Annotated in this window: 15 protein-coding genes and 1 tRNA gene; 9 read left to right on the top strand and 7 right to left on the bottom strand. The window is 63.0% G+C overall.

Annotated features, from left to right (window positions below):
• Positions 1–192: 192 nt before the first annotated feature.
• Positions 193–981 (bottom strand): helix-turn-helix transcriptional regulator, encoded by a 789-nt coding sequence (locus MesoLj_RS24405; RefSeq protein ID WP_210346662.1) that lies wholly within the window; start codon positions 979–981, stop codon positions 193–195.
• Positions 982–1,122: 141 nt separating this feature from the next.
• Between MesoLj_RS24405 and MesoLj_RS24400 the strand changes: the two genes are divergently transcribed.
• From MesoLj_RS24400 to MesoLj_RS24375, 6 genes are all read left to right on the top strand, one after another.
• Entirely contained in the window at positions 1,123–2,466 is a 1,344-nt protein-coding gene (locus tag MesoLj_RS24400) for a glutamine synthetase family protein (RefSeq protein ID WP_202322846.1), read from the top strand.
• Between the two features lie 43 nt (positions 2,467–2,509).
• Positions 2,510–3,649: an ABC transporter substrate-binding protein gene (locus tag MesoLj_RS24395; protein ID WP_202322845.1), complete on the top strand. Its 1,140-nt coding sequence runs from the start codon at positions 2,510–2,512 to the stop codon at positions 3,647–3,649.
• Positions 3,650–3,731: 82 nt separating this feature from the next.
• On the top strand, positions 3,732–4,841 hold the full coding sequence (locus tag MesoLj_RS24390) for an ABC transporter ATP-binding protein (RefSeq protein WP_202322844.1): 1,110 nt from the start codon (positions 3,732–3,734) through the stop codon (positions 4,839–4,841).
• 3 nt (positions 4,842–4,844) lie between these two features.
• Complete coding sequence (locus MesoLj_RS24385) at positions 4,845–5,723, top strand: ABC transporter permease (RefSeq protein WP_140767761.1); 879 nt, start codon at positions 4,845–4,847, stop codon at positions 5,721–5,723.
• Complete coding sequence (locus MesoLj_RS24380; RefSeq protein WP_140767760.1) at positions 5,720–6,550, top strand: ABC transporter permease; 831 nt, start codon at positions 5,720–5,722, stop codon at positions 6,548–6,550. Before MesoLj_RS24385 ends, MesoLj_RS24380 begins: the two co-directional genes overlap by 4 nt.
• Positions 6,551–6,590: 40 nt before the next feature.
• Entirely contained in the window at positions 6,591–7,760 is a 1,170-nt protein-coding gene (locus MesoLj_RS24375) for an iron-containing alcohol dehydrogenase (protein ID WP_202322843.1), read from the top strand.
• Between the two features lie 27 nt (positions 7,761–7,787).
• On the opposite strand, the gene MesoLj_RS24370 is transcribed toward MesoLj_RS24375, so the two are convergent.
• The gene (locus MesoLj_RS24370; protein ID WP_140767758.1) at positions 7,788–8,891 is read right to left on the bottom strand and encodes an NADH:flavin oxidoreductase/NADH oxidase; all 1,104 of its coding nucleotides are present in this window, start codon (positions 8,889–8,891) and stop codon (positions 7,788–7,790) included.
• 153 nt (positions 8,892–9,044) lie between these two features.
• Between MesoLj_RS24370 and MesoLj_RS24365 the strand changes: the two genes are divergently transcribed.
• Positions 9,045–9,623, top strand: a complete 579-nt coding sequence (locus tag MesoLj_RS24365) for an NUDIX domain-containing protein (RefSeq protein WP_202327443.1) — start codon at positions 9,045–9,047, stop codon at positions 9,621–9,623.
• A 163-nt stretch (positions 9,624–9,786) separates the two neighbouring features.
• On the top strand, positions 9,787–10,098 hold the full coding sequence (locus MesoLj_RS24360; protein WP_202322842.1) for a hypothetical protein: 312 nt from the start codon (positions 9,787–9,789) through the stop codon (positions 10,096–10,098).
• 45 nt (positions 10,099–10,143) lie between these two features.
• Here MesoLj_RS24360 and MesoLj_RS24355 read toward each other — a convergent pair.
• Positions 10,144–10,229: transfer RNA gene (locus tag MesoLj_RS24355), tRNA-Leu, on the bottom strand.
• 281 nt (positions 10,230–10,510) lie between these two features.
• Positions 10,511–11,176, bottom strand: a complete 666-nt coding sequence (locus MesoLj_RS24350; RefSeq protein WP_202322841.1) for an outer membrane protein — start codon at positions 11,174–11,176, stop codon at positions 10,511–10,513.
• 170 nt (positions 11,177–11,346) lie between these two features.
• Here MesoLj_RS24350 and ade point away from each other — a divergent pair, with 170 nt between their 5' ends.
• Positions 11,347–13,164: an adenine deaminase gene (gene ade, locus MesoLj_RS24345; RefSeq protein WP_202322840.1), complete on the top strand. Its 1,818-nt coding sequence runs from the start codon at positions 11,347–11,349 to the stop codon at positions 13,162–13,164.
• 21 nt (positions 13,165–13,185) lie between these two features.
• Here the strand turns inward: ade and MesoLj_RS24340 are convergent, their stop codons facing one another.
• The 3 genes from MesoLj_RS24340 to MesoLj_RS24330 all read right to left on the bottom strand — a co-directional run bounded on the left by MesoLj_RS24340 (position 13,186) and on the right by MesoLj_RS24330 (position 17,069).
• A complete protein-coding gene (locus tag MesoLj_RS24340; protein WP_202322839.1) occupies positions 13,186–14,349 on the bottom strand; it encodes an alpha/beta hydrolase in 1,164 nt (387 codons plus the stop codon).
• Between the two features lie 143 nt (positions 14,350–14,492).
• Positions 14,493–15,566: an alpha/beta hydrolase gene (locus tag MesoLj_RS24335; protein WP_202322838.1), complete on the bottom strand. Its 1,074-nt coding sequence runs from the start codon at positions 15,564–15,566 to the stop codon at positions 14,493–14,495.
• A gap of 99 nt (positions 15,567–15,665) precedes the next feature.
• Positions 15,666–17,069 carry a M24 family metallopeptidase gene (locus MesoLj_RS24330; protein WP_202322837.1) on the bottom strand — a complete coding sequence of 468 codons (1,404 nt, stop codon included), beginning with the start codon at positions 17,067–17,069 and terminating at the stop codon, positions 15,666–15,668.
• Positions 17,070–17,201: the final 132 nt, after the last annotated feature.

Genomic DNA, 17,201 nt, shown 5'->3' with positions numbered 1-17,201 from the left:
CCGCAGCCTCACCCAACGTAACAGTTTGCGAACGAAATTGCAGCCGGGCTGCGGCACCTTCTCGGCAAAGAAGGCAAATCCCGAACCTTTTCAACGCCAGCCGGTTCGCATGCGGCCCATCTTTGACACGCGGTGGCTTGGCTCGACCTGTCTCAACGCTCGCTGGAAGCGCTGCTCCGCGCCATTGCGGCGTTATTGCTTCGACAGATGAAAGATAAACATCGAGAACAGTTCGGATTGGCTAGAGATATCAAGCTTCTGGTGAATATTCTTGCGGTGGATTTTTACCGTCCCCTCGGCGATGTTCAGCGCATCGGCGATAGCCGCGCTCGAATGTCCACGCAGGATCAGCGAGGTGATCTCGATCTCGCGCGGCGTCAGCACGCCGCCTGTCATCCGGTTCAGGGTCGCGTTTATCGGATCGACCGGTTCGCCATCGGTTTCCCTCGAACTGAGGCGAGCGTTGCTCCAGTTCCGTTCGATCAAAAGGCGGATTACCGGTTCGGCATCGTGGATAGCCTTGAGGTCGCGCCGTCCGAAGGCGGGTGATTCCATCGGGCGGGTGAAACTGATGACGATGGCCGCGCTCCCCGCCGGCCGGCAGACGATGCCAACCTCGTCGCGGATTTTTGTCAGGCCGTAATGCTGGCGGAAATATTCCGAACTGTAGAACTGGTCCGGCGCCATCCTTCTCAGTTGCCTGACCCCGATGACCTTGGGGTCCGTCGCCGCGCGATAGAAGGGATCGAGCAGATAGGGTCCGTTTGCATAGGCGGTGATCACGGTCGCCGCGCGTACGGGATCGATATTGTGGTAGAGGCAGATCGGCTTTTCCGTGCCGGAATAGGCGAAGATCATCACGATATCTAGGTCGATGACCGCCTTCAGCGCCTCTTCGATACGCTGCGGGAAGTCCGGCGTGCCGACCTCCTGGATCGCTGCGGCGATCTTTCGGTTCCACGGCGCAAAGCCTGCAATCACCACGATCTTCTTGTCCTCTGGCCGGGTTTCCAGGGCCTGTTCGAGGCTGCCCGAATTTTCGTCTCGTCTATCCCTATCGGGATATTCAGTTGCGTGCGGGTCGACCCTAGCCTCGGGGCGAAAATATCGAGGCGGGCATATATGTCGACAGTCAATGAAGCCGGTGCGGCCTTCGCGTCTGGTGTTGAAAAGCTTGGCGCCAGGGCCGTGCACATCGGCATGATGGACCCGGCCGGCGAATTTCGCGACAAGCTGGTCTCTGTCGACAAGGCAGTCAAGCTGGCCGCCAGGGGCTATCCGTTCTGCGAGGTTCTCTATTTCTGGGATATCGCCGAGAAAACCTTCATTGACGGTGCTTTCGTCGACCGGCCGGCATTCCTCGATGCCGCGAGCCTGCGCAAATATCCGTTCGCGGAGGATGCGGCGCTCTGCATCGCCGATTTCTCAGGCGATTTCGGCAAGCGCTCGCCGCGCAATCTTTGCCAGAGGCTGATGGGGGAGGCCGCTGAACTTGGCTTCGACGTGTTCTCGGCCTTCGAATACGAGTTCTTCCTGTTCGACGAGACGCCCGAAAGCCTGCGCGCCAAGGATTATCGCGACCTCACCTATTTCGCGCAGGGCAACCGCACCTATTCGCTGCAGACATCGGCCATCCATGGCGACCTCCTGCAGGGCCTGCACGATACGATGACGACGATGGGGATCGGCCTCGACGCCGTCCACACCGAGCTTGGTCCGGGCTGTTTCGAGGCGCCGCTCACCTACGCCAAAGGCTTGAAATCGCCCGATGACGCGGCGCTGTTCAAGAATTTCGCCAAGGCCTATTTCTCGCGCCACGGCCTGACCGCCGGCTTCATGTCGAAGCTTTCGCCGGCGCTGCCTGGCCAGTCCGGCCACCTGCATGTCTCCATGCGCGACCGGCAGGGCAATCCGGTGTTCGCCGATGCCGGCGCGCAGGATGGTCTCAGCAAACTCGGGCGTCATTTCATCGGCGGCCTGGTCAGGCTTATGCCGGAACTGCTGGCCATGTGCGCCCATACCGTCAACGCCTACAAGCGGCTGGTGCCTGGCGCCTGGGCGCCGACCGCGGCCAATTGGGGTGTCCAGAACCGCACGGCGGCGGTGCGCGTCATCAATGACGAGCCCGAATCCACCCGCGTCGAGTTTCGCGTGCCCTCGGCGGACGCCAATCCCTATCTGGCGCTGGCGCTCTGCATCGGCGCCGGCCTTTACGGCATCCGCAACGAGATCGAGCCGCCGGCCGGCAGCGGCGAGAATTTCTATGCCGCAACGCCTTCACCGGAGGCCGTCTTCCCGTCCGATCTCGGCCAGGCGGCGGAGCGGCTCAACGCAAGCACAACCGCCCGCGAGATCTTCGGCGAGGACTTCATCGACAGCTTCGTGACCGGACGACGCTTTGAATATGGCGAGTACCAGAAACAGGTAAGCGAATGGGAGATCAGGCGATATCTCGGCATCGTCTGATCGGGAGTTTTTTGGACTGATAACAAAGGAAGGGAACAGGCAAATGAAGAAGGAAACATCAGGCATCGGGAGCGTCGATCGCCGCGCGGTGCTGAAGGGCATGGGCGGCCTCGGGCTGGCGGTCGCGGGCGCCGGCATACTCGGCATGCCGAAAGGCGCATCCGCCGCCGAGAGCCTCAACTACATGTGCTGGGAAGGCTACAACGCGCCGTCCATCCTGGACCCGTTCCAGAAGCAGAAGGACGTCTCCATTTCCGTCGACCTGATCACTGACTCCGCGGGCGGCTTCGCCAAGCTCGCCGCCGGTGCGTCGAAGGATTTCGACCTCGTTTCATCAGACAGCCCCTGGATCGCACGCATGGGGCCGGCGGGCATCTGCCGCTACATCGACGACAAGGATTTCGCCGACCAATACGCCGAATTCTACCCGCAGTTCCGTGCGCCCTTCACGCCGCTGCAATTCGAAGGCAAGGCAACCGGCTTGCCGACCCGCTGGGGCTGGGTCGGACCGACGGTCAACACCAAGTTCGACAAGCTCGAGACCTGGTCGAGCTACGCGCCGGTTTTCGACGCCGCCTACAAGGACAAGATCTGCCTGCTGGACTGGGGCGATTGGCCGATCATGCCGCTGGCCCTTTACGCCGGCGTCAATCCCTATGTCGAACTCGACCAGGCAGCACTCGACGAAGTGCGCAAGGTGCTGCGCGCCGCCTTCAAGAACACCCGTGCCATCGTCGCCGACCTGGCGATTGCCCAGAAAGGCCTGATCGACGGCTCGTTCCGGGCGCTGATCGGCGGCGGCACCTACGCCACTTCGTCGCTGCGCATGAAGGGCCACGACTACATCCAATCGATCGTGCCCGAGCCGAAGAATGGCCTCAAGCAGGGCATCATCTGGATGGAGGCAACGGGCCTGATCGCAAACGACCGCGACTCCAAGGTCGCCGCCGACTTCCTGAAATACATCGTCTCGCCGGAGGTGGCCAAGCAGCTGTCGATCACCGAGGCGACCTGTAATCTCGTTCCGAACGCCAAGACGGAAGCGCTGTTCTCGGACGCCGAGAAGAAGGCGCTGCAGATGGATTACATGTGGACGGCCTGGGACAACAGCCACTTCCACACGGTCGCGCCGAACATCGACGACATGCTGGCGATCTGGCAGGAAGAACTGGCCGCGCGTTGAACGTCATTTATTGAATTGAAGCCCGCGCGTTCCGGCGCGCGGGCTCCATCATATTTTCACCCACATTCAGGGCGGGCGAGTTTTGACAACCGCAATCATCAACGCGCCGATCATCAATGCGTCTGGCATAGTCAAGGACTATGGCTCCATGCGAGCCTTGCATGGCGTGTCCCTCGACATCGGCGCGGGCGAGTTCATGGCGCTTGTCGGCCCTTCCGGTTGCGGCAAGACCACGCTGCTGAAGATCCTTGCCGGTTTCGAGGACCCGACCGCCGGCGTGCTGGAAATCCAGGGCCAGAACATGCAGGGCGTGCCGGCCGCGAAGCGGCCGACGCGAATGGTCTTCCAGAAGCTGGCGCTGTTTCCGCACAAGACCGTGTCGGACAATATCGGCTTTCCGCTCAAGCTGCAGAAGGTGGCGAAGGCCGAGATGGACCAGCGCATATCAGCCATGCTCGACCTAATGCATCTTAAGCGCGAGTACCTGACACGCTATCCCGTCCAGCTTTCCGGCGGCGAACAGCAGCGCGTGGCGCTCGCCCGCGCGCTGATCTCGCGCCCGAGCGTGCTTCTGCTCGACGAGCCGATGAGCGCGCTCGACGCCAAGCTGAAGAAATCGCTGCAGGCCGAGCTGAAGAAGCTGCATCGCGAACTCGGCACCAGCTTCGTCCTCGTTACCCACGATTTGGAAGAAGCCATGATGCTTGCCGACCGTATCTGCGTCATGCGAGCCGGCGAAGTCGTGCAACTGGGCACGCCGTCGGATATCTACTACCGCCCGGCCAACATGTTCGTCGCCGGCTTCATAGGCGAAACCAACTTCTTGCCGGTATCCGTCGCGCGCGATGGTGGCGACGCAAAGGTTACTTCACCGCTGGTTGGCGACAACGCAGCCGTGATCGCCGGGGAGCGGATTTCTCTCTTCCTGGGCAGCGGCGCGACAGCCCTGCTGGTTCGTCCCGAGACCATCCGTTTCGTCACCGGCGCGGCTGAACCCGGCGAATGGGTGCTGAACGGCACCGTCGAGGAGTATTTCATCAAGGGTTCGTCCACGCAGTATCGCGTGCGCGTCCCCGGCCTGGACAAGGCCGTGGTCATGGATCTCGCCGGTTCGCTCGATCTGCCCGCCAAGGTCTCCGACAGCGTCAGGATCGGCTTTCATCCGACCCGCAGCTTCCTGCTTTCGGAGTGAGCCGTGCGGACCGATAGCAAGCGCTGGGGTGATCCGGTTCTCGTGGCGGCGGTGGCGCCGCTCGCGGTCGTGATGCTGCTGTTCTTCATCATTCCGTTGCTGATGACGGTGGTGCTGTCGTTCCAGACGACGCAGTTCTATCGCCTGTCCTGGACCTGGGACCTCAAGGTCTGGACCGAAGTGTTCTCCAAGCCGCATTACTGGACCATCATGGCGCGAACCGTCGCCATGGCGCTGGTGTGCGTGGTCGTCTGCGTGCTCATCGCCTTTCCCGCCGCCTACGCGCTGGCGACGCGGCTCAGGGCCTATAATGCGCAGATCCAGATCCTGATCATCTTCGCCTTCCTGACCGACGCGGTGCTGAAAACCTTCGGCTGGATCCTCGTGCTCGACAAGAGCGGCGTCGCCAACTGGCTGCTGGCGCATCTCGGCCTCGGCCAGGAAGCGCTCAATCTCTTGTTCACGCCGACCGGCACGATGATCGGCATGGTCTATGGCCTCGTCGTCTATCCGATGTTCACCATCTATTTGTCGCTGGCACGCATCGACCGGGACCTGGTGCTGGCCGCCTATGATTCCGGCGCATCGCGGCTGCGCGCATTCTTCGAAGTGACGCTGCCGCTTGCCCGTCCGGGGCTCTATTGCGGCGCCGTGCTGGTCTTCGTGCTCAGCCTCGGCGCCTTCCTCGAACCGAAGGTGCTCGGCGGCGGCACCGCGCCATTGGCTTCCGAGCTGATCCGCCAAAGCTTCGAGACGCGGGTCAACTGGCCTCTCGGTGCGGCGCTGACGCTGGTGCTGATCGTCATCGGCGCTCTGTCGCTGTCGCTCGCTGCCTTTATTCTGATGCGCGGGTCGGCCAACCACGAAAGGTCTGTCCGATGATCCCGGAACGCCTGAAGAACAGGGTTGTCGACGTTTTCCTCGTCGGCACCATGGCGCTGCTGATCCTGTTCTTCTACGTGCCGATCCTCACGCTGGTGGTGTTTTCCTTCACCGACAGCCGCGTGCTGACCTTCCCGATCGAAGGTTTCTCGCTCGAATGGTATGGCGAACTGTTCCGCAAGCCCGACTTCCTGCCGGCGGTCGCGAATTCCGCGATCGTCGCGGCGATCTCGACGGTCTTTGCCACGGTGCTCGGCTCGGCCGGAGCCGTGGCGTGGATCCGCTATCGCTTCCGCTTCCAGAACATCTTCCGCACCGTCAGCTTCCTGCCGCTGCTGTTCCCGCAACTGCTGCTCGGCGTGGTGATGCTGCTGTGGTTCTCGGTGCTCGGCAACTGGCTGGGTTTTTCGACCGGGCTGGCGACGGTGATCATCGGCCACATCGTCTACATCACTCCCTTCGCGCTGGTTATCGTGGCCGTGCAGGTCTACGGCTTCGACGAGACGCTGGAGGACGCCGCGCGCGATGCCGGCGCCACCGGCTGGGAGGTGTTCCGCGAAATCACTTTCCCGCTGCTGTGGCCAGGCATCCTCTCCGCCGCGACCTTCGCCTTTCTCCTTTCCTGGGGAAATTTCTACGTCTCCTATTCGCTGGCTGGCACCGCGCGCACGCTGCCGATCTTCGTCTACAGCGGCATCGCCGTCGGCTCCTCGCCGATCTATCCGGCGCTCGCCACGCTCAATTTCATCCCCGCCCTGATCCTGGTTTTCCTGGTCGATTTCCTGCGACGCCGGGCGCTCAAACGACAGAAGCTGGCGACAGCCTGACCTCAAGCCAATTCCCAAACCAATTCAAGGTAATGATCCCATGACCGCTTTCACCCCGGCCGTCTCCGGCAACTGGAGCTTTCCGACCTCTGTGCGCTTCGGCAATGGCCGGATCGCCGAACTGGCCGGTATCGTTCGTGAACTCGGCGCGAAGCGGCCGCTGGTCGTCACCGATGATGGCCTGAAGACGCTCTTTCCAGTGCAGCGCACGCTCGAAGTGCTGAAGGTGAGCGGACTGGATGCCGGCTTCTTCCACAACGTCAAGCCGAACCCGACCGGCGGCAATGTCGCCGACGGCGTGGCCGTTCTGAAGCAGGGCCAGCACGACCTCGTCGTCGCCATCGGCGGCGGCAGCGCGCTCGATGCCGCCAAGGCAATCGCGCTGATGGCGACGCAATCCATCCCGATGTGGGACCTGGAGGATATCGGCGACAACTGGAAGCGTGCCGACACGTCCCACCTCGTTCCTGTCATCGCCATACCGACGACCGCCGGCACCGGCTCCGAGCTCGGCCGCGCCTCGGTCATCACCAACGAGGCTGAGAAGCGCAAGGTCATCGTCTTCCATCCGCGCATGATGCCGGATGTGGTGCTCATGGACCCCGAACTGACCACCGGACTGCCCGCCCATATCACGGCGGCCACCGGCATGGACGCGCTCTCGCATGCGCTGGAAGCCTATTGCGCGCCGAGCTATCACCCCATGGCCGAAGGCATCGCGCTCAATGCCTTGAGGCTGATCAAGACCTGGCTGCCGGTCGCCGTGGAGGATGGGCAGAACATCGAAGCCCGCGCGCAGATGCTGATCGCGTCGGGCATGGGCTGCGTGGCCCTGCAGAAGGGCCTCGGCGCGATACATGCGCTCGCCCATCCGCTCGGAGCTCTCTACGACACCCACCACGGCCTGCTCAACGCCGTGCTGATGCCCTATGTCGTCGAATTCAACGCCCCGGTGGTGGAAGAGAAGCTCAGCCTGCTTGCGCGCTTCCTCGACCTTCCGACGCACGATGCTCGAGCGGTCGTGGACTGGATCATCGAACTGCGGGTCCGATTGAACATCCCCGCCACGTTGCCGGGGATCGGGCTGACCGACATCGACGAGGAGCGCGTCGCCACGATGGGCGAGAGCGACCCTTGCGCCGGCGGCAACCCGATCAAACTCGATCGCGACAAACTGCGAGCCATCCTGCGGGCCGCCATCTCAGGCTGACCCGCAAAGGCCCTGGGCAAAGGCCGGTCAGCCGGCTGCCTTCATCCAGTGTTCCATGGTCGTCACCGACCGGGCGAGTTGCGGCGCCGGATGAATCGTTTCGCTGAATGTTGCGGCCGCACGCCATCCCCAGCGCGGATCGGCAAGGAAGGCGCGCGCCAGCGCCACCATGTCGGCGCGGCCCTCGGCGAGAATTGCCTCAGCCTGCTTGGGATCGTCGATCAGCCCGACCGCGCGGGTCGGGATGCCGGCACCCTTGCGCACCGCTTCCGCCAGGTGCACCTGATAGCCGGGGCCGGTGGGCAATTTCTGCAGCGGCGAATTGCCGCCGCTGGAGCAGCAGAGATAGGCGACGCCCTCGGCCTTCAGTGCCTTCGCCACCTCGATCGCATCCTCGACTTCGAAGCCGCCATCGACCCAGTCTTTCACCGACAACCGCGCGCCGAGCATCAGTTTCGGCACCGCTTTCTTCACTGCCTTGGCGATTTCGACGACAAGGCGCATCCGGTTTTCCAGCGAGCCGCCCCAGCGGTCGGTGCGTTGATTGGACAATGGCGAGAGGAACTGGAAGATCAGGTAGCCATGCGCGGCATGCAGTTCGATGAAGTCGAAGCCGGCGCGTTCGGCCCGCCTTGCGGCTTGAGCGAACCGTTCGATGAGCTGCAGGATTTCTTCCTCATCGAGCGCGCGTGGCACATTCCAACCGGTGTCGTAGGCGATGGCCGAAGCCGAGACGGTCTGCCACGGATCCTCGTTTGGCTGCAGCGGCCCGCCACCTTCCCAAGGCTTGCGGTTCGAGGCCTTGCGGCCGGCATGGGCAAGCTGCGTGCCGAACTTCGTGCCGGGGGCGGCCACGCGTCTGGCGGCGTCCAGGGCACGACGGGCGGCGGCTTCATTGTCGTCGGAATAGAGACCCAGGCAGCCATGCGAAATGCGCCCGCGCCGCTCGACATCGGTCATCTCCACCGTGACCATGCCGGCGCCCGACATGGCCAGGTTCATCCAGTGGTAAAGATGCCAGTCGCTGGCGCAGCCGTCCTCGGCGGAATACTGGCACATCGGAGCGACAGCGATACGGTTGGGGAAGGCGAGGCCGTCGAGCGTGATCGGCTGGAAAAGCGATGTTGTCATGAAAAGGGGCTCCGGGAGAGGTAAGCAGCTGTCTAGGCAATGGATCGAGGGCGCGCCAGACACGAGACGGTGAAACGTATTTTTGAACCATTCGCCTGCATTGCGCAAATACCGGTTGGCGGCTACGCCTCGACCCATAGCATGGAGACCATGATGGAAGACCGCATCCGCATCCGTTCGGAAGAAATCCTCTCCGACGACTGGGCTGTCCTGAAGAAGACCGTCCTCGATTACCGCCGGCGCGACGGCCAGTGGGAGACGCAGGTCCGACAGACCTATGATCGCGGCGATGGCGCGGTGATCTTGCCATACGACCCTCAGCGCTCGACGGTGCTCCTGGTGCGCCAGTTCCGCTATCCCGCCTACGTCACCGGTCACCGCGAACCGCTGATCGAGGCCTGTGCCGGGCTGCTCGACGAAAACGATCCGGAGACCGCCATCCGCAAGGAGGCCGAGGAAGAACTCGGCTACCGGCTGCAGCATGTGGAACGGCTGTTCTCGCCTTACATGAGCCCGGGCAGCGTCACCGAGCGGCTCTGGTTCTTCGTCGCGCGCTATTCGCCCGCCGACCGTATCTCGGCCGGCGGCGGCGCACCGGAGGAGGGGGAGGACATCGAGGTTCTGGAAATGCCGCTCGACGAGGCGCTGGCCGGCATTGCCGACGGCCGCATCGTCGATGCCAAGACGATTATTTTGATCCAGCATCTGAAACTGAACCCGATCATTGCCTGACCAGTGGTCTGGCACTCACAGGCGACCTTACTGAGGTGTATATTAGCAATAAACGATATATTAATGGCTGTGATGCAGCCTTTGGCACAGAATGGGACACCTCCTCATCGACGTTCCCAGCGCCCTGGAGGGCCGGGACGCCTGACCAATGCGGAGCAAGCGCATGCGTGTCGGAGCAGCTCTCGAACAATTGCTGCGGTTGATTTATCGCCGAGCCATGAAATTGTCTGTGTTGCCGGAGGATGAAAGGGATCCGCACTACGATCTCATCCGCCTGTCATGTTGCGCGGCCGCCGAACACATTGGGCAGAGCCCTGACCAGGCGGCCATAACGGCAAACGACATGGTTGAGTTTGTTCGCGCACTGGTCGGAATCATTGAGGTGGGCTGTGGACCAGACCATGGCCGAAGCGCCGATCAGCCGTCGCCGGTGCAACGTCCTGGTGGCCAAGAGAGTGGCACCACGCGCATCTAGCAAACAGGAAGAAGGTCACCTGTGACGGTCGTATGGCTTTCATTGTGGTGCGGACGACGGGAATCGAACCCGTACGATCAGAGATCGAGGGATTTTAAGTCCCTTGCGTCTACCAATTCCGCCACGTCCGCAGGCCCGCCCTTTTCAGATGTCAGACACAGGCCGTCAAGTCGTGTTCTTGAGCTGTCTGGACGCGCACCCCAGAGGAGGAGGCGTGGCGATACTGGTGTGATCGCGGAATTATCCGCGCCGCGCGCAATGAGTAAGGTGTTTGGGCGGTGGACTTGCTCCGCCGAGGCCGGCGTCTACCAGGCCCAACCCATTCCCCCGCCCACTGGGGGCGCCGGCCGCCCCTCTCGTCGAATTGCCGACTGCGTCACAGGCGCAACGCGCCGATCGATGTCGGCAGGGATCAGAACTTGTAGCTGAGATTGATCCCGACGGTGTTCAGCTTCGTATCCTGGTCGCGGCCGACGAAATCGGCGGATCCATCATAGTGCTCGGAGCCGAAATCATAATACCGATACTGCGCGCCGACGACGAACTTGTCGGTCAGCGCGTAGTCGACGCCGGCACCTACGGTCCAGCCGACATTCGTGCGTGTCTGGGAGAACGCAGAGCCCGAGGCTTGCGAGGTTTCGATACCGGCAAAGGCGATGCCGCCGATACCGTAGACCAGCACCCTGTCCATGGCGTAGCCGGCCTTGGCGTTGACCGACCCGAACCATTTGATGTCGGTGCCGAAATTGTTTCCCGGCTCCGCCTCGGTCGTGCCGTCGACAGCGGAATAGTTGAGGTCGGCTTCCGCGCCGATCACCGCCTGGTCGAACTGCCAAAGCCCGGCGACGTGCCCGCCGACGAAACCGCCATCGACGTCAGGCGAGACGGAAAACGGGGCGCCCTCCGTTCCTGAGATGTCGGATTGGCCCCAGCCATAGCCTGCCTGCAGGCCGGCGTAGTATCCGGTCCAGTCGAAGCCTGGCGCGGTCATCGGCACGTCGACTGTCGGGTCGGCCGCGAAAGCCGGCATGGACAGGGCGGCAAGAAGACCGGCGCTTGCGACCACTAGGCGATACATCGAACTCCCCGGATGAAGAGCCAGAAAGATCCTTGGCAGGCAGGGTAGACCGATTTACGACAAAACGGAATCCTATTTCTGGTTGCAGCCTGTGCCGCTCGCCGACCCGCGGTTTGGCGCTGGTCAAAACCAGGCAGGCTTGGCACAGTCGTGCAAACAGGAGTCCCTTCATGGCAAAGAAGCCGGCGGCGCATGCGACGAAACCCAAGCCCTGGACCGAGATGGCGACGCATCTGGTCGACGTCGCCATGGGTCGCAAGCCCGCCGACCTCGTCATTCGCAACGGCCGCTGGGTGAATGTTCACTCGGGCGAGGTCATCGCCGGCACCGACATCGCCATTGCCGGCGGCCGTTTCGCCTATTGTGGTCCGAATGCCAGCCACGCCATCGGCCAGGGCACCAAGGTGGTCGATGCCGGCGGGCGCTATCTGGTGCCCGGCCTCTGCGACGCGCACATGCATGTCGAGAGCGGCATGGTGACGGTCACCGAATTCTGCCGTGCCGTTATCCCGCACGGCACGACGTCGATGTTCATCGATCCGCACGAGATCGCCAATGTGCTTGGCTTGCCCGGTGTGCGGCTGATGCATGACGAGGCGGTGGCCATGCCCATCAACGTGCATGTGCAGATGCCGTCCTGCGTGCCTTCGGCGCCTGGGCTGGAACATGCCGGCGCCGAGTTGACGGTTGCCGATGTCGCGGAAGCGATGACCTGGGAAAACATTATCGGGCTCGGCGAAGTGATGAATTTTCCAGGCGTCGCCGCCAACGATCCTGTTATGTCGGGCGAGATCGCGGCGACGGTCCATGCGGGCAAGACGGTCGGCGGCCACTACGCCTCGCGCGATCTCGGCCTGCCGTTCCACGGCTATGTCGCCGGCGGCCCCGAGGACGATCACGAAGGCACGCGCGCCGAGGACGCCATCGCCCGCGTGCGCCAGGGCATGAAGGCCATGCTGCGGCTTGGCTCGGCCTGGTACGACGTCGCCTCGCAGATCAAGGCGGTGACGGAGAGCGGCATCGATCCGCGTAACTTCATCCTGTGCACCGACGACAGCCATTCAGGCACGCTGGTGCACGAAGGTCACATGGATCGGGTGGTGCGCCACGCCATCAGCCAAGGGCTGAAGCCGGTGACGGCGATCCAGATGGCCACGATCAACACCGCCCAGCATTTCCGGCTGGAACGCGAGATCGGTTCGATCGCGCCGGGGCGGTTGGGCGACGTACTGATTGTCTCCGATCTCGCGGCAATGACCATCGACGAGGTCTATGCGCGCGGCGTCAGGCTGGCCAAGGGCGGCAAGCTCGACATCGACATTCCGGCTTACGACTACCCGAAGACGGCGAAGAACACGGTCAAGTTGGGCAAGAAGCTGAAGGCCGGCGATTTCGACATCGCCGCCCCCAAGGGCGCCAACGAGGTGCGGGTGCGGGTCATCGGCGTCATCGAGAACCAGGCGCCGACGCGGGCGCTGGAAGCGGATCTACCGGTCGAGGACGGGCTGGTCGCCATGGATCGCCGCAACGACGTCTGCCAGATCGCGCTCGTCGAGCGCCACAGGGGAACGGGCGGCGTCACCAACGCCTTCGTCTCCGGGTTCGGCTATATGAGCGATTGCGCCATGGCCTCGAGCGTGGCGCATGACGCCCACCACATCATCTGCGTCGGCACCAACAAGCGGGACATGGCGCTGGCGGTCAACCGGCTGGGCGAAGTCGGCGGCGGCGTCGTGCTGTTTTCCAAGGGCAAGGAACTGGCGCTGGTCGAAATGCCGATCGCCGGGCTGATGTCGGACGAGCGCGCCGAGATCGTCGCCGCCAAGGCGGAGAAACTGACCGAGGCGATGCGAAAGATGGGCTGTTCCCTGAACAACGCCTACATGCAGCATTCGCTTTTGGCGCTGGTGGTCATTCCGGAGCTCAGGATTTCCGATGTCGGCCTGATCGATGTGACGACCTTCCAGAAGGTCGACCTGTTCGTCTGAGACCAGGCACCGGCGCCTCGCTCACCCGCCAGTGACGATGGTCAGCACCTTGAACGGCGTGGTGATGACGACCTCGGCGACCGAACCGACGGCCTTGCCGAGGCCCTGGCCGAGATTGTTGAGCTGTGCCGGGTCGGGTTCGTCGGAGGCCAGGCCGGCAGGGGTGCGCAGCCGGTCGCCAAGCAACTGCACCAGGATCGGATTGTCGGCGAATTTTGCGTGGTTGAGGCCACCGTCGCCGCCCTTGGCCTTTGTCAGGTCGACCACGGAGACGCCATAGCTGGCGAGATCGGCCGCATTGCCATAGTCGCCGACACGCGGCTTGTCGCCAGAGATAAGGGAAGACAATTTGAGCGCCCGGTCATCGCCCGAAAGCAGCACGGCAAACGGCTTGTCCGGCTTGCCGTAGCGTATCATCTGCTTCTTGAACACGTCGACATCGATGTCGGGCGAAGCCAGGACGACATAGCCGAGCTTGCCGTTGAGATCGCGGTCGCCGGTGATGGCGAGCTGGCGCAGCGCCTCCATGGTCAGCCAGGTACCCATTGAATGGGCGATGATGTCGATGCTCTTGACCCGCGTCTTGGCGAGCATCCTCAGCGTCGCCTCGAGATCGTCGCGAGCGGCGTTGGCGCTGTCCTTGTCGTAGATATAGCCCGTCGTCTTGGCGCTCGACGCCCAGGAGAACAGAACCGGCGTGCCGGGATATTTCGTATCGTGGGCGATCTGCGTCAGCCGATAGATGCCGTCGTCGAAGCCGTTGTTGAAGCCGTGCACGAACACCAGGGCGCGATCGCCGCGCATGGCGATGTCGGCGCCGACCGCCTTGGCGAATTGTGGGGCATCGCCATAGTGGACGACATTGGTGGCGGTGAATTGCTTGGCCGGGTTCGAATTGGCCGAGCCCTTGGCCCGCTCGATAGCTCCGACCTGGTGGACCTTCGGCACGGTGACATCGACGCGGGCGTAGCTTGTGGTCAACGAGCGATCGCCGTCGAATACCTGCCGCGGATCCTTGGTCGCCTGCTGGCGGGTGGTGGCGACAAAGATCTCGTGGGTGGCCGCGATGTCGGAGGCAGGTACCGCGACCGTCGTCTTGTTGAGCAGATCATGCGTGTTCTGGCCAGCACAGCCGGCAACGGCGAGCGCAAAGGCGACGACGAAACTGTTCAAGCGCAAGGTCAAGCGCCGGCTCCCGCGACGGGGGACGTCAAACGCATGACGTCGCACACCATTCCGATATAGCCAGAGGCCGGCGTGGTCCAGTTCAAAGTGGCCTGATACTGCCGCGAGGGTGAACGGACACGGCGAAATCCGTGGTGCCGCATCTATTGCCCGAGCAGGCTGATACGGTCGGTCACGTCCCGGTCGCTGGCAAAGCCGTCATCCTCGCGCAGCCGCTGGCCGATCATCTTCACCAAGGCCGGATTGTCGGCGAATTTCGTGTGGTTGAAGCTGTCGCTGCCTTTGACCTTGGAGAGATCGACGACCGTCACGCCGTAGGAGGCAAGATCGGCGGCATCCTTGTAATCGCCGACGCGCGGCCGTGAACCGGCGATCAGGCCGGAGAGTCTCAGCGCGCGGTCGTCGTCGGACAACAGCAGGATGAACGGCTTGTCGGGCTTGCCATAGCGGCGCATCTGGCTCTTGAACACATCGACATCGATGTCGGGCGAGGCAAGCACCACGTCGCCGAGCTTGCCGCCGAGATCACGGTCGCCGCTGATGGCCATCTGACGCAGCGTTTCCATGGTCACCCAGGTTCCCATCGAATGCGCGACAATGTCGATGCGCCGCGCGCCGGATTGCTCCAGCATGCGCAATGTCACTTCGAGCTGGTCGCGTGCGGCGCTGGCACTTTCCTTGTCATAGACATAGTCGGTGGTCCTTGCGCCCGAGGCCCAGGAAAACAGTACCGGCGTGCCCGGATAGCCGGAATCGTGGACGATCTGGGTCAAGCGATAGACCGCGTCGTCGAAGCCGGTGTTGTAGCCGTGGACGAAGACCATGACGCGGCCGCCGCGCGCCGCGATATCGGCGTTGAGCGCGCTGGAGAATTTCGGCTGCGCGTCGTAGCCGACGACCTCGGAAGCCATGAAATATTTGGCCGGATCATCCGACTTGCCGCGTGAGCGCCGTTCGATCTGGCCAGTCTTGTGGAGCCCTGGGACGGTGACATTCACGCGCGCATAGTTCAGCGTCGCAGAGCGCTCACCGTCGAAAACCTTGTTGGGATCATCGGATTTCTTGCGCGTCGTGGCGATGAAGATGGAGTGGTTGCCGGCGATTTCTGTCACCGGCGCGGCGACGATGGCGCTGCCAAGCAATTCCTGCGTTTGCGGGCCGGCGCAGCCGGCGACGAGCAAGGCGATAACAACGGTAAGTATATTCTTCAAAGGCACGTCTGAATTCCACTCCGGCCAAAAGGCCCATCTACCCCCGCGACACCTCCCGGACAGGGAGAGTGCGGCAGAACTAAGTCGTGTCCAGTCGAAATGTGGTCAGCGGCTGGCTACGGCCATCGCACTGTTGCGCGAAAGCCAAAATGGCGGAAGGAAAGCTGGAATGTTGGAGAAGGGCAGCACCTCCGGCTTGAGGCGGATGCCGAGCACATCCGACATGAAGGCGCGCCGCGCTTCGATGCGGCTCCAGGCTTCGGGATAGCGCGCCGCGATCTCCTCGCGCAGCGCGTCGTCGGCGAGCGCGATGCCATCCTCGATGTTGGTGGTGAAATAGTCGCTGCCGGTCGCCGGGATGATGTCGACCTGTAGCGCCATGCCTGATCGCAGCTTGATGTCGGAGCCGGAAAAAACCGGCGAATGCATCCACTCATCGATATGGACCAGATGGCCGGGATTGAGGGAGACGCCGAAGAACGGGTCGCCGATACGATCATGCACCGCCTTCCACAGAGCGCCGCCCGTCGTGCCGATGCCGATCGCTTCGTACCAGTCGACGACGGCCGCGAAATAGGGCGCGACCAGCTTTTCGACATAATCGCGGATAGCGGCAGGCAGCTCTGAGGCATCCTCGGCCAAAAAGCCGGCACGGGCGTTGAGCGCACCCTGGATGCCATAGGCCATGGTGATCGGGTCACCGCGCCGGATGACGTCGAGGCGAGGGCTTGGCAGGCCATAGGCGGCGCGTTTTCCCGCCGACAGCATGGGATGACAGCCATGCGGCAGGCCGTTCATGCCCATCAGCCTCGCCGCCTGCAGTTCGGTCATGCCGGGTTCAATGCCTTGCAGGACGTTGCGCAACCCCTGCGAGGTGAAGGTCGCGGCAAATTCGAAGCTGGCCAACTGGTCGGCTTCGTTGATGGCGCGCAGCCCGTCGGTGGGGTTCATCAGCAGATTGGCGGCATTCAGAACCGCGCCCTTGTCGCCGACGAAAGCGCGCAGTGTGTCGGCAACGAAGGAGGGCAGGTCGAGCGTCGTCTCGTCAAACCCGGCATCGCCGGCGCCGAAAGGCTTCCAGCCGATGGCGCCGATCCTGTGGCCGGGCTTCAGGCCGCAGCCGGCGAGGATGTCAGCTAGAGCATCCGAGCGGTCGCGTGGTTGCGCCGGCAGTGAGAAGGTCTGGTAGAGAACACGCTCGTAGGGTCCACCGCAGATTTCGGCGTAGCCCCAGCCTTCATTGCCGACGAGAAGTCGTGGCCGCTTGCCGGGAACGATGACCAGCAATGTCTCCTCGAAGCGCGGATCGTAGCCTGAGAGATAGGCGACGTTGGCGGCGTGCTCGCGGTCGCCATAGACGGCGAAGGCATCGAAACCGGCCTTGGCCCCGCGCGCCATCAGCGCATCGATGCGCGCTTCATGGGTATTCCGGGCAACCAGCGGCATCACCGTCGGTTCGCCGAATTCCGGCAGCGACATGGATTTCAGACCGACCGATGCAACAGGCATGAACAAACGCCCCCAAGTGCTTGCAAGGATTCTGCGAATGCCCTTTGCGCAAGGGCATGAAGGGCCGGACAATGGCGTTGCGGAGCCGGATATGCAATAGGCAGGATCGGCTGCGCCAGATCAGCGTGCAAC

Origin of the sequence: Mesorhizobium sp. 113-3-9 (assembly GCF_016756515.1) — a bacterium.
In the GTDB taxonomy this organism is placed as follows: domain Bacteria; phylum Pseudomonadota; class Alphaproteobacteria; order Rhizobiales; family Rhizobiaceae; genus Mesorhizobium.
This window is presented reverse-complemented; position numbering and strand designations above follow the sequence as displayed.